Origin of the sequence: Nocardia sp. GP40 (assembly GCF_050434125.1) — a bacterium.
In the GTDB taxonomy this organism is placed as follows: Bacteria; Actinomycetota; Actinomycetes; order Mycobacteriales; family Mycobacteriaceae; genus Nocardia; species Nocardia albiluteola.
In genome coordinates this window covers 64,462-78,143 of the sequence record NZ_JBNPVW010000023.1, presented here as the reverse complement: position 1 = coordinate 78,143, position 13,682 = coordinate 64,462, and the positions used below count along the sequence as shown (strand labels likewise).

Here is a 13,682-nt window from a genome sequence, read left to right as displayed (position 1 = left end):
TGTTCGGGTTGAGTTTGAGCAAAAGTTCGCTAATTCCGGTGCCCCGCAGCCTCTTTCGAGGCTGCGGGACCAGTCGCTCTACTGCGCCAGGTCGTCGACCGTCGCAGCCTCGTTGCGGGACAGGTTGATTCCGAGGTTCGCCGCGGCGCGCTCGAGGTCCTCGTCGTCGCCGTCGCGCATCTCGATGGCGGCGCCGTCCGAGGACAGCACCTCCACGTTGAGGCACAGGGACTGAAGTTCCTTGAGCAACACCTTGAACGATTCCGGAATGCCGGGCTCGGGGATGTTCTCACCCTTGACGATGGCCTCGTACACCTTCACGCGGCCGACCACGTCGTCGGACTTGATGGTCAGCAGTTCCTGCAGCGTGTAGGCCGCGCCGTAGGCCTGCATGGCCCAGCACTCCATCTCACCGAAGCGCTGACCACCGAACTGCGCCTTACCACCCAGCGGCTGCTGGGTGATCATCGAGTACGGGCCGGTCGAACGCGCGTGGATCTTGTCGTCCACCAGGTGGTGCAGCTTCAGGATGTACATGTAGCCCACCGCCACCGGGTACGGGAACGGCTCACCGGAACGTCCGTCCAGCAGGACCGCCTTACCGTCGGCGTTGACCATGGTCTCGCCGTCGCGGTTCGGCAGGGTCGAGCCGAGCAGACCGGTCAGCTCCTCCTCGCGGGCGCCGTCGAACACCGGGGTGGCGATGTTGGTGTCGGACTCCTGGCCCCACATCTCCTCCGGCAGCGCCTGCGCCCACTCGGGCATGGAACCCTGCCCCGATTCGGAACCCTCGACGTGCCAGCCGGCCTTGGCGATCCAGCCCAGATGGGTCTCGAGCACCTGACCGATGTTCATACGACGCGGCACGCCGTGCGTGTTCAGGATGATGTCGACCGGGGTGCCGTCGGGCAGGAACGGCATGTCCTCCTTGGGGAGGATCTTGCCGATGACGCCCTTGTTGCCGTGGCGGCCGGCCAGCTTGTCGCCGTCCTGGATCTTGCGCTTCTGCGCGACGTACACGCGCACCAGCTCGTTCACACCCGGGGGCAGATCGTCGTCGTCGTCGCGCGAGAACACGCGGATGCCGATGACCTTGCCGGACTCACCGTGCGGCACCTTCAGCGAGGTATCGCGCACCTCGCGCGCCTTCTCACCGAAGATCGCACGCAGCAACCGCTCCTCGGGGGTCAGCTCGGTCTCACCCTTCGGGGTGACCTTGCCGACCAGGATGTCGCCGTCGCGGACCTCCGCACCGATGCGCACGATGCCGCGCTCGTCGAGATCGGCCAGGACCTCGTCGGAGACGTTCGGGATGTCCCGGGTGATCTCCTCCGCGCCCAGCTTGGTGTCGCGAGCATCGATCTCGTGCTCCTCGATGTGGATCGAGGTCAGGACATCTTCCTCCACGAGGCGCTGCGACAGGATGATCGCGTCCTCGTAGTTGTGACCCTCCCACGGCATGATCGCCACGAGCAGGTTCTTGCCGAGGGCCATCTCACCGTTCTCGGTGCAGGGGCCGTCGGCCAGGACCTGGCCGTGCTCCACGCGCTGGCCCTCGTCCACGATCGGACGCTGGTTCGAGCAGGTGCCCTGGTTGGACCGGTTGAACTTGCGCATCCGGTAGCTGCGGCGGGTGCCGTCGTCGTGCATGACGGTGACGTAGTCGGCCGAAACCTCTTCCACCACACCGGGCTTCTCGTTCACCACGACGTCGCCGGCGTCGACTGCGGCGCGCAGCTCCATGCCGGTGCCGACCAGCGGCGACTCGGAACGGATCAGCGGCACGGCCTGACGCTGCATGTTCGCGCCCATGAGGGCACGGTTGGCGTCGTCGTGCTCGAGGAACGGAATCATGGCCGTCGCGACCGACACCATCTGGCGCGGCGAGACATCCATGTAGGTGACCTCGGTCGGGGCGACGTACTCCATCTCCTCGTTGCCGCGGCGCGCGAGCACCTTGTCCTCGAGGAAGTTGCCCTGCAGGTCGACCGGCGAGTTCGCCTGGGCGCGGACCTCGCGGTCCTCCTCGTCGGCGGTGAGGTACTTGACCTCATCGGTGACGCGGCCGTCGGTGACCTTGCGGTACGGGGTCTCGATGAAACCGAACGGGTTGACCCGCGCGTACACCGACAGCGAACCGATCAGGCCGATGTTCGGGCCTTCCGGGGTCTCGATCGGGCACATGCGGCCGTAGTGCGAGGGGTGCACGTCGCGCACCTCCAGGCCGGCGCGCTCACGGGACAGACCACCCGGGCCCAGCGCCGACAGGCGGCGCTTGTGGGTCAGGCCCGAGAGCGGGTTGTTCTGGTCCATGAACTGCGAGAGCTGCGAGGTGCCGAAGAACTCCTTGATCGCCGCCACCACGGGGCGGATGTTGATCAGGGTCTGCGGGGTGATCGCCTCGACGTCCTGGGTCGTCATGCGCTCGCGCACAACACGTTCCATGCGCGAGAGGCCCACGCGGATCTGGTTCTGGATCAGCTCGCCGACGGTGCGCAGACGACGGTTGCCGAAGTGGTCGATATCGTCCACGTTCACCGGGACCTCGGCGCCCGCGGGGGCGGTCATGGTCCGATCGCCCTGGTGCAGGCGCACCAGGTACTCGATGGTCGCGACGATGTCTTCCCGGGTCAGCGTCGAGCCGGTGACCGGAACATCGAGGTTCAGGCCAAGCTTCTTGTTGATCTTGTAGCGACCGACGCGCGCCAGGTCGTAGCGCTTGTCCTTGAAGAACAGGTTTTCCAGCAGGGTCTGCGCCGACTCCTTGGTCGGCGGCTCGCCCGGACGCAGCTTGCGGTAGATGTCGAGCAGCGCCTCGTCCTGGCCGGCGGTGTTGTCCTTCTCCAGGGTGGACATCATGATCTCGGAGAAACCGAAACGCTCGGCGATCTCCTCGGTTGTCAGGCCCAGCGCCTTGAGCAGCACGGTGACCGGCTGACGACGCTTGCGGTCGATACGAACGCCGACGGTGTCGCGCTTGTCGACGTCGAACTCCAGCCACGCGCCACGGCTCGGGATGACGCGCACGCTGTGCAGCGTCTTCTCGGTGGTCTTGTCGATGGATTCGTCGAAATACACACCGGGCGAACGGACCAGCTGCGAGACGACCACACGCTCGGTGCCGTTGATGATGAACGTGCCCTTGTCGGTCATCATCGGGAAATCGCCCATGAAGACCGTCTGAGACTTGATCTCACCGGTGTTGTTGTTGATGAACTCCGCGGTGACGAACAGCGGCGCCGCGTAGGTCATGTCCTTGTCCTTGCACTCCTCGATGGAGGCCTTGACCTCTTCGAAGCGCGGATCGGAAAAGGACAGGGACATGGATCCGGAGAAGTCCTCGATCGGCGAGAGCTCCTCGAGCACCTCCTCGAGCCCGCCGAAGGGATTGACGTCACCGCGGGCGACCGCCTTCTCCCGCCACACGGGAGAACCGATCAGCCACGCGAAAGAATCGGTTTGTAGATCAAGTAGTCCCGGAACCTCGAGAGGCTCCCGGATCTTCGCAAAAGACACCCGCTTCGGGGCTCCGGGAATACCGGCCTTGGTCTGGGTGGAGACTGCCAAGATGCGTCCTTCCAGCACCTCACGCGCGCCGCGTGGTAGGTCCGCGACCGTCGCTTGTCTGCTACGTTGTTGAGATTCTCGCTGGTCACAACCCATACGAGCCTCAACACAGCAGACAGCGGAAGTAACACCTGGACGGTGAACTTTCGTCGTGTGCGATCAAGGTATGGACAGGAGGCAGCCAGCGCAAAGTCCAAACGTACACCCAACCAGATAGGGTGTCAACGTACCACCAAGGCCCAGTTCCGGGGGTCTGCCGCGCCGTACCCGGATTTGCTGGCTGCATAGGGGCCGACGGCGGTGCCTGCATCCCGGGGCCTGGACCCTGTGACAGCTGCCGCTGTTGTGAATAGCGTGACGTGTCGGGCGGGCCTCGTCAAGTGGCGGGGCCGCCCCGGATCGTCCGAGATCGCCTGCGCCGCTACGTGATCACCGATCGGTTCGCAGAAGCAGGGCTCTGAGCAGGCACGAAGCCGCAGGTAACGATCAGCGATCGGCGATTTCGCTGGCCATCCAGTGACCGTTGATCTTCTGCATCCGCAGCACGATCGGGCCCGAGGCACTCTCCTGCGGCACGCCGTTCTTGGTCGCGGCGACGGTCAGGTCGACCAGCAGTTCGGCTCGATCACTGGTGAGCAAGGTCACGCCGACCGGATCCGGGGTCGCCGTCGCGGTCGACTGCGTCTGCTGCACGGCCGAGACGGTGGTGTCGGCAAACTTGTCGAAATCGCCCAGCATCTTGCCGGTGACCACCTTGTGGACCGCGTCCTTGTAGCCGCCGATGGTCTTGATGTCGTATGAGTAGATCGTCTTCAAGGCGTTGTCGGCGGCCGCGGTCACCTCCTGGGTGGCCTTCGTGTCCACGAATGCCTTGTTGCCGTCCTCGACGCCCGGGCGCAGTGCGGCGACCACCGCAACGGCGGTCACCGCGACCGCCGCGACCAGCAGGCCGATGGCCAGTCCCCACGAGGAGGGACCCGAGCGGCCAGCGGACCGGCGCAGCGGGGGCAGGCGGCGGGCGGTCGAATCGCTGGTGATCTTCTCGGTCGGCTCGTCGGTGCGAGCGCCGGACGCCGAGTCGGACGGGCGGGTGCCGCTCTGACCCGCGGTGACGCGGGCGGTGCGGCGGCGGGTGGTGGTATCGCCCGGGCGCAGGCGCGAGGAGGCTTTGTTGACGGGGCGGCGAGGTGAGGTCATGACGGGGTCCTCCTACGAACCCGGGCCAGCGGGCGCGGGCGTAGGCGTGGCGGTGGTCGGGGCGGACTGGGGCTGTCCGGGCTGCTGGGGCTGCGCGGGCGAGGGCGCCGCGCCGGTGTTGTCGAGCGGAATCAGCTGGCCCAGGGAATTGGCCTGATCGGCCTTCCAGGTGTCACCGACCTTGGACATGTCCAGGGTCCAGGTCGCCCGGAACGACTGCACCGGCGTGTTCGGCGCGGTCTGGGTCTGCTGCACCACCACGATCGCCGACGCCTTGCTCCGCTCGCTGTCCAGCGAGGTCAGCGAGGCCCCGAGCACCTTGGCCTCGAGCTTGGTCCCGGACTGCTCCGCGGTCTGCTTGATCTTGTCGTGGTTCTGGTTGAACTCGTCGAGCATCTGCCCGGTCATCGACGACTGCATGAGCTTCATCGAGCCGTCGACGTCGTTCGGGTTCATCGAGGTGAGATTCAGCGTCGCCTGCCGCGCCGCGTCCAGCGCGCTGTCGCGGGCCTGCGCGCGGGGGGCATCGGTGAAGAACGCCGCGCGCACCCACCCGACACCGAACCAGGCGCCCGCGATCACGGCGACGATCAGCCAGGCGGCCGCGGCATAGGTAATTACGGCGCGCAGGGTCGAGGGTCCCGCCTCGGGAGCAGGCTCCGCCGAGGTTGCAGCAGCCTCCGGCTTCGGGGGTGCGGCAACCTTCGATTCGCGAGTAGCACCAGCGTCCGTCTCCGGAGTCGCCACAGCGGCGCCCGCCTTCACGGTCGCGTCAGCGTCCACAGCAGCAGTGCCGGCGCCCGCCTTCACGGTCGCGTCAGCGTCCGCAGCGAGGGTGGCAGCGTCCGCCTTCACGGTCGCGTCGGCCTCCGCTGCAGCGGTGCCAGCGTCCGCCTTCACAGTCGCCGCAGCGTCCGCCTCGGGCGTGGCAGCAACCTCCATATGGGCGTCGACGGGTGATGTCTCCGCAGCTTCCTCGGGCGGGTTGGGCAGATCAGAACTCACAGCGACACCCTAGCGTCGTCGGTTTTCCGGACACGTGAGCCTTCCAGGTCACCTCGTCGAGGATCGAATGCGAGGTCGACCCCGGGGCCCACGACTGGACGTGCAGGCCACGCCCACCGCGGTCGGTGGACAGTCGGCAACTGCACGTTGGTACACCCTAACGTCGTTGGTTTTCCCGGCTCATCCGCGTTCCTGACCATCAGTGCTTGGGGGTCACTCCGATGAGAGTGGCCAGCTGGGTGGCAACGGGGTTCAGGTTCAGCCTGTCCGGATCGGTCTTGGGGGTGTGGTCCCACGGTTGAGGGACACTGGGATCGGCCAGGTTGGCCCTCGCGCCGCCGCGGACATCGGTCGGATTTCCTTGCGGCGCAGCGCAATGCGCGGTGGTATTGAACGGGAAGTCGTCGCGGGTGTCGTCGAAGTTCGGGTTCTGCGCCTTCATCTGCTTCAACTCCCGCTCGGTGCCCTCGTAGCCGAGGGTGCAGGCGGGCGGGTTGTTGGTCTCGAGCACCAGGCCGAAGTGGGTGGTGCCGTCGCCCGGCGCGGTGGCCGAGGCGCCGACCGACAGCAGCGGCAGCATCCCCAGCAGCGGCTTGAGCGCGAAGTACTTCGGCGAGATCGCCACCAGCAGCGTGCGCAGATTCGTCAGATCCTTCGTCAGCGGATCGCCGCTCTGCTCGAGCAGCTTCCCGACCGCGTTACCGGCGTCGGTGCCGGTGCCGATCAGGCGACGGATATCGGGATCATTCGCGCGCAGCTGCGCGGCCACCTTGTCCAGGCCGTCGCTGAACTGGCGGATGTCCCCGCCCTGATCGACCTGGGTCTGCAGCACCGTCTGCGCGTCCTGGATCAGCTGAATCGTCGGCTGCAGATCCTCAACGCCGGTGGTGGAGAACTTGTTCAGCGAGTCGACCAGCACGCGCAGGTTGTCGCCCTGCCCGTCGAAGGCCTTGCCGAGCTCGGTGACGGTGGTGCTCAGATCCTTCAGGTCCGTGGTGGAGGCGAAGTGGTTCACGCTCGCCAGCAGATCCTGCACCGGCATCGGCGTTTCCGCGCCGTCGATGACCGAGCCCTGCTGCAGGTACGGGCCGCCGGCGCGGGTGGGCACCAGATCCACGAACTGCTCACCGATCGCCGAGCGATCGGCGACCACGGCCTTGGCGTCACTGGGCACCTTCGGCCTCGAGGAGTCCATCTGCAGGTAGACCACGACGCCATCAGGCGTGATGTCCTGTGCGCCAACGGTTCCCACCGGGACGCCGCGATAGGTGACCTCGGAGCCCTTGGAGATGTTGCCGGTCTGGGCCATCTTCACCTTGACCTGGTACTGGCCGAAGCCCAGCATGTGGTCCAGGTGAACGTACTTGCCGCCGACGAACACGACGCCGAGCACGGCGATCACGACGAAGGCGATCAGCTGATAACGAACCAGTTTACTCATCTCGGCTTCACTCCCAACCGATCGAGAATCGAGCCGATCGGATCGCCCGGCTTGTTGTCGGCCGGGGACACCACGGTCGGGGGCAGCGGCAGCACTCCCAGGAACGGCCGCGGGCCGTTGCCGCGGTAGTACGGGTTGGTCGGATTCACCGGGACCGGCGGACCGTATTTCGGCGGGATGTACACCGGGTTCGGTTCTCCCACACCGAGATTCTTCAGCGTGGTGCCGATCTGCAGATCCACCGACAGCCAGGTGTTCACCGAGCCGCCGAATTCGGACTTGATCGCCTCGTCCGGGAACGGGTAGGTCGGGATCAGCGGGAAGGCCGTCACCAGATCCGGCGCCGACCGGCCCAGTTCCTGCAGGGTCGGGCGCAGCGAGGTCAGATCGCGAATCAGGTTGTCCTTGGAGCGATCCAGCACGGACACCCCGGCGTCGCCGACCCGGTTCAGCTGCTGCAGCAGCCCGATCAGCTCGGGACGCTGCTGGTCCAGAATGTGGATGCCCGCGGGCAGTTCGTCCAGGATCTTGGCGATCTGTTCGTTCTGCTGGCCGACCCGGACCGACAGCGTGCCCAGACCGTCCAGCGCGTGCTGAATGTCGGCGACCTGGTCGTTGAGGCCGGTGATGAGCTTGTTGGCCTGATCCAGCAAGTCGCGGACCTTGCCCTCGCGACCGGCGAGGGTCTTGTTCAGCTCGGTCACGATCGGCTGCAGCTGGGCCACGCCGCCGCCGTTGAGCAGCAGCGACAGCGCGCCGAGCACCTGCTCCACCTCGGTCGCGTGCTGGGTGTTCTGCACGGGGATGACCGTGCCGTCCGTCAGCGGCTCCGCCGAGGCGCCGCTGGTGGGCGCGTCCAATTCGATGAACTTCTCGCCCAGCAGGTTCGTCTGTTTGACCGCGGCGTGCGCGTTCTGCGGCAGATGCACCGAATTGTTCACCACGACATGCACACTCGCGGTCCAGCCGTCGGGCGCCACGTCGATCTTGTCGACCCGGCCGACGGACACGCCGTTGACCTTGACCGCGGACTGCGGCACCAGATCCAGCACATCGTCGAAACGGATGTCCAGGTGCATGGGGTTGCTGCCCACGCTCGCGCCACCGGGCAGCGGGATGCTGTAGATCCCGTCCGAGGCGCAGGAGGTCACCAGGACCGCCGCGACGCCGAGCACCGCGGTGCCCGCGTAGATGCGCGCGGCCTGGCGCCTGTCCTTACTCCTGAATGCGTTGGCGCTCATCGCGTACCGCCCGGCTTCTGAGAGGGGGGCTGCTGGTTGGACGGCGTGCCCGGCACGGTGCCGGGCACCGGCGCGCGCTGCTCGTTCTCACCCGAGAGGATGCCGAAGGGCAGCACCAGCGACGGGGTTTCGACGCCCGCCTTGAGCTGCTCGGTGAGTGTCTTGCACTGGTTCAGGATCGGGGCCATCTGCCGTCCGATCGCCTCGAACTTCGGGTCGCCGGGGCGCAGCTTGCCCAGGTCGATCAATTTGCAGATGGTGCCGAACGGATTCTGCAGATCGGTGAAATTGGCTCGCATATCCAGGGTTCCGGACTCACCGTTGTGCACGTTGATGAGGTTGCTCAGCGCCAGCGGCAGCACCGGCAGGATGTTGGCCACGTCGTTGCGCTGATCGGCCAGGGTCTGGGTCAGCTTGGTCAGCGCCTGGGCGTTGCTCGCCACCAGATCCCGGTTGTTGTCGATGAACCGGGCCACATCGCCCAGCGCCAGCGACAGCAGGTTCAGCGCCTGGCCCAGATCCGAGCGCTCCCCGGCCAGGAATCCGGCCAGATCGGCGAGCTGGGAATTGAATTGGCGCACCTGCGCATCGTTCACGGCCAGCGTGTGCACGAAGACCTGCAGGTTTTTGATGGTGCCGAAGATGTCGCCGCGCGCATCGGACAGGTAGCTGGCCGCGCGCGAGAGCTGAGTCAGGCTGTTGGCCAGCGCATCCCCGTTACCGGCCAGGTTCGCCGCGGAGACCTTGACCAGCTGGTTGACCGCGCCGTCCTTGTTGGCGCCGTTGGGGCCCAGCGCTTCCGAGAGCTGCGCGATGGATTTGTAGAGCCGGTCCACCTCGACCGGGGTCGCGGTGCGCTCCTTCGGAATGGTGGCGTCGCGGCCCATCTTCGGCCCGCCCTTGTACACCGGCGTGAGCTGGATGTACCGGTCCGACACCACCGACGGGGTGATCTGCGCGGCCGAGGCGTCCGCCGGAATGTCGTACTTGCGATCGACACTCATGACAACCTTGACCTGATCGCCCATCGGGGTGATCGAGTCGACCTTGCCCACCGGCACGCCCAGGATCCGCACGTCCGAACCCTGGTAGATGCCGATCGACTTGTCGAAGTAGGCGGTGATCCGTGTGGTGTTGAAGCTGTTGAACACCCACCACAGCACCCCCGCCAGCACGATCGCGGCGACCGTGCCGAGGGCGATGAGAACCTTGACGCCCCGGCCGGATCCGCGCAGCGCGGTCAGGGGGTCGCGATGCGCTGCCGCCGCGGCGGCGCCGGGACCGTCGTCGGTGACGCTGGAGATGGGCCAGCCGCCCGCCGCCGCGCCGGTGGTTGCCAGCGCAGGAATCTGTTCGGTGGACGGATCACCCTGCGGCGCGGCGGCTTCGGGCTTGCCGGACTTCGGCGATTGGGCCGCGAACTGCTGAGTCGGCGCCTCGGCGGCCGAATCACCGTCCGCCGCGGCCGGCTCGGTTGCCTTCGCCGCAGCGGCCGTGTCTGGCTTCTGCACCGGAATCTGCTGCGTGGAAGCCTCATTCGCGTCCGCCGCCGCGGATTCCTTCGACGCCTTCGCGTCGGCAGCGTCGGCCCCGGAGCGCTGCACCGGGAACTGTTCGGTGGGCATATCACCCTTTTCCGATGCCATCAGCGACCTCCCAGAGTCCGGATCGGCAGATGGTTACAGCCCGGGGAATTTCCTTGAAGTATCGCGCCCATCAGCGACCTCCCAGCGTCCGGATCGGGGGCCGGTTGCCGGGGATGTCCGGCAGAGCAGGCGGGACCAGGTTGACGATGACCGCGTCGAACCAGCGGCCGTTGCCCAGCACGTTGGCGTACAGGCCGTAGAAGGGCGCGGCCAGCGTCAGCGTCTTGGAGATGTTCTGCTGGTTGTCGTTGAGCATGTCGATGGACTTCTGCAGGTTGGTCAGTGCCGGGCCGATCTGCTGCTCGTTGTCGTGCACCAGCGTGATCAGTTCGGCCGCAACGGTTTTAGCACCGCTGAGCAACTGCGCGATGGCCGCCTGGCGAATATTGAGCTCCGCGAGCAGCTGGCCGCCGTTGGCCAGCAGCCGCTCGAATTCGGTATTGCGGTCGGCGAGCACCTGGGTGGTCTTGTTGGCCGCGGCGAACAGCTGCTTGAGCTGGTCGTCGCGCTTGGCCAGCGTCTCGGACAGCCGCGCGACGCCGTCGATCGAGCTGCGGATCTCCGGCGGCGTCTGGGAGAACGCGTCGGACAGCACCTGCATGCTCTGCGCGAGCTGCGTGGTGTTGGTCTGCTCGATGCTCTGCGCCGCCTGCTGGAACGCCTCGGTCACATCGTACGGAGACACCGTGCGCGACAACGGAATCCGCTGCGAGGGATCCGCCGGCTTGGTCCCCTTCGGGTCCAGCGCCAGGTACTTCTGCCCCAGCAGCGTCTTGATCTGAATCGAGGCGGTGGTCTCGTTCCCGACCCAGGCGTCCTGGGTTCGGAAGCTGATCAGCACGCGGTCGCCGTCGAGGCCGACGTCGGTGACGGCACCGACCTTGACCCCGGCGATGCGTACCTCGTCGCCCTTCTTCACCCCGGCGGCCTCGGAGAATTCGGCGACGTACTTCGTGCCGGCGCCGATGATCGGCAGCCGGTCGATGTAGAACACCGACACCGCCACCAGCAGCACCAGGAACAGGCCCAGCGCGCCCATGAACGCGGGGCTGCGCTTGCCCAGCATGGTTCGTTCGTCCATTACTGGCCACCGCCCTTCCCGTGGCACCGCGGCGCGGGATTGGTGTAGATCGGCTGATTCACCGTCGGCATATTCGCGATGGCCGGAGGAATATTCAGGTTCCCCGCGTCCTTCATGCCCGGGCCCGCGACGATGTCGATGCCGCACAGATAGAACTGGAACCAGGAGCCGTAGCTCGCGGCGCGCCCCAGCTTCTCCATCTTGATGGGCAGATTCTTCAGCCCCTCGTTCACCTCGGGCGAGCGATCGTTCAGGGTGCCGGTGAGCTGGTTCAGCCCCGCGATCGAACCCTGCAGCGTCGGCACCGTCGGCACCAGCAGGTCGGCGGTGGCCGAGGCCAGATTGCCCAGCGAGCTGACCGCGGAACCGATCGTGCCGCGCTCGGCGTTCAGGCCGCGCACCAGCGCCTCGGTGTTGACGATCAGATCGTTGAGGGCGCCGTCCTTCTGATTGACCGCCTCCAGAACCGCATTGAGGTTCTTCACGATCTCGCCGATCACCGCGTCCTTGTCTGCGATCTTGTTGGTCAGGCTGGCGGTGGTGCCGACCAGATCGGCAATCGTGCCCTTCTCACCCTGGAACACCTGGATGATCTCGTAGGACAGCTTGTTCACGTCATCGGCGGTCAGCGTCTGGAACAGCGGACGGAACCCGTCGAACAGCGTCGTGAGGTTCAGGGCCGGATGGGTGTGAGCCAGATCAATGGTGGCGCCCTTGTTGAGCTTTCGACCCTGCGCGCCGGTGCCCTGCTCCAGCGCGATGTACCGCTGGCCGACCAGGTTCCGGTAGCGGATGGTGGCCGTCACCGAGGCGGGCAGCGAATCGCGGTCGGCCAGCTGGAAATCCACCAGCGCCTGATCGCGGTCCACGACCTTGACGTTGGTGACCTTGCCGACGCGGACGCCGGCGATGCGCACCTCATCACCCGTGTTCAGCGACGTCACGTCGCTGAAGCGGGCGTGAAAGGTGGTGCCGCCGCCGGCGTAGTTGGCGATGGTCATGCCCAGGAAAACCGTTGCCACCAGGGTCACCACGACGAAGATGGCGAGTTTGGTCAGCGGACCGCCCAGACCGCGCAATGTACCAGTCACTTCACACTCACCTCACTTCCGCGCAGCGCCGGGGCACCGATCCGGGACACCCAGGAGGGCACCGCATCCGGCGAAACCCCGTTCGCCGCACCGTAGATCGCGCCCAGCGCGTGCTCCTCGGACGGCGAGCCCGCCAGCGAGGCCGGGTGGGCGGCACCGTAGACCGAGAACTGGGCCGGGGGCAGCTTGCCGATGTTCTGCTGGCCCGGATTGCGGGACGGCACCTGGTAGGAACCGTCGTTGCCCGGTCCGGTCGGGTACTGACCGGTGTCGACACCGAGCGGGTACTCCGGGAAGCACACCGGCGGACGGGTATCGAACCACCGCGGCTCGTCCTGGTTCGGCAGATACCGGCCGCGGGTGTTGACCAGCTGCACGGTCACGCGCGAGCCGGGCGTATCGGTGCCCTTGCCGAAGATGGCGTCGATGCGCGGCTTCATCGTCGCGAAGTTCTTGATGGCGCAGGCGTAGGACGGCGAATAGTACGCCAGGTCCTCCAGCGCCCCGCGCGAGTCCGCGGCGACGTCGATGATGTTGTCGTGGTTGGCCACCAGGAAATCGGCCGTGCGCGACGAGGTCGGGGTCAGCGTCTTGTACAGCGTGTCGATCTGCGAATGCTTCTGCACGATCGTGGCATTGAGCGTGCGCAGGTCGTTGAAGGCGTCGACCAGCTGCGGCAGCGCGTCGGAGTAGGTGTCGGCCACCTTGGCGAAGTTGTGGATGTCGCCCTGCAGGGTCGGCATCACGCCGTTGAGCCCGTGGAAGATCGTGTCCAGGCGATCGACCGTGTGGCCCAGCTCCTCGCCCTGCCCGCCGAGCGCCTGGGACAGCGCACCCAGCGTGGAGGCCAGATACTGCGGCGGAATGGCCTGCAGCAGCGGCATCACGCTGTCCAGCAGCTGGCTGACCTCGATGGCGTTACCGCTGGAATCCTGGTGCAGGGTCGCCCCCGCCTCCAGGTGCCCGCTGGGCTGCTGCGGCCACACCAGATCGACGTAGCGCTCGCCGAACAGCGTCTTGGGCAGCAGCCGCGCGGTGACGTTGGACGGAATCTCCGTCGCCTTGCCCGGGTCGATGGCCAGGTGCAGGGTGACCTGGTCGCCGGACGACGCGCTGGAGCGCACCTCGCCGACCGTCACGCCGCGCACCTTCACATCGGCGTTGCGCGTCAACGCATTTCCGACGGAATCGGTAATCAGATCGACCCTGACCACCGGGGTGAAGGCCTTGTTGTACATGGCGACCGTGCCGCCGAGGAACAACGCCATCACCACGAAGAACAGCACACCGAGCGTGCGCACACGCAGCTTTTCGGTGGACCGCCAGAACTGAATCCCAGCTGCACTCATGCCTCCGCCTCGCTGGCGCTCGGCTCCGGCATAAGTGCAATGGCAGCCGTGTTCATTGTTCGCT

General features: G+C 66.5%; 9 protein-coding genes. All 9 read right to left on the bottom strand.

Annotated elements, in window-relative coordinates:
* Positions 1 to 78 precede the first annotated feature (78 nt).
* The 9 genes from ABH933_RS42285 to ABH933_RS42245 all read right to left on the bottom strand — a co-directional run bounded on the left by ABH933_RS42285 (position 79) and on the right by ABH933_RS42245 (position 13,618).
* Positions 79 to 3,585, bottom strand: a complete 3,507-nt coding sequence (locus ABH933_RS42285) for a DNA-directed RNA polymerase subunit beta (RefSeq protein WP_429428244.1) — start codon at positions 3,583 to 3,585, stop codon at positions 79 to 81.
* 468 nt (positions 3,586 to 4,053) lie between these two features.
* Entirely contained in the window at positions 4,054 to 4,764 is a 711-nt protein-coding gene (locus tag ABH933_RS42280; protein WP_429428242.1) for a hypothetical protein, read from the bottom strand.
* Positions 4,765 to 4,776: 12 nt separating this feature from the next.
* A complete protein-coding gene (locus ABH933_RS42275) occupies positions 4,777 to 5,769 on the bottom strand; it encodes a hypothetical protein (RefSeq protein ID WP_429428240.1) in 993 nt (330 codons plus the stop codon).
* Positions 5,770 to 5,968: 199 nt separating this feature from the next.
* The gene (locus tag ABH933_RS42270) at positions 5,969 to 7,210 is read right to left on the bottom strand and encodes an MCE family protein (RefSeq protein ID WP_429428238.1); all 1,242 of its coding nucleotides are present in this window, start codon (positions 7,208 to 7,210) and stop codon (positions 5,969 to 5,971) included.
* Positions 7,207 to 8,451 carry an MCE family protein gene (locus tag ABH933_RS42265; RefSeq protein WP_429428236.1) on the bottom strand — a complete coding sequence of 415 codons (1,245 nt, stop codon included), beginning with the start codon at positions 8,449 to 8,451 and terminating at the stop codon, positions 7,207 to 7,209. The genes ABH933_RS42270 and ABH933_RS42265 overlap by 4 nt, the downstream gene beginning before the upstream one ends.
* Complete coding sequence (locus ABH933_RS42260; protein WP_429428320.1) at positions 8,448 to 9,686, bottom strand: MCE family protein; 1,239 nt, start codon at positions 9,684 to 9,686, stop codon at positions 8,448 to 8,450. The genes ABH933_RS42265 and ABH933_RS42260 overlap by 4 nt, the downstream gene beginning before the upstream one ends.
* 481 nt (positions 9,687 to 10,167) lie before the next feature.
* Positions 10,168 to 11,163, bottom strand: coding sequence for an MCE family protein (locus ABH933_RS42255; protein ID WP_429428318.1), 996 nt, complete (start codon positions 11,161 to 11,163; stop codon positions 10,168 to 10,170).
* 14 nt (positions 11,164 to 11,177) lie between these two features.
* Positions 11,178 to 12,257 (bottom strand): MCE family protein, encoded by a 1,080-nt coding sequence (locus ABH933_RS42250; protein ID WP_429428316.1) that lies wholly within the window; start codon positions 12,255 to 12,257, stop codon positions 11,178 to 11,180.
* Between the two features lie 8 nt (positions 12,258 to 12,265).
* A complete protein-coding gene (locus tag ABH933_RS42245) occupies positions 12,266 to 13,618 on the bottom strand; it encodes an MCE family protein (protein ID WP_429428234.1) in 1,353 nt (450 codons plus the stop codon).
* Positions 13,619 to 13,682: the final 64 nt, after the last annotated feature.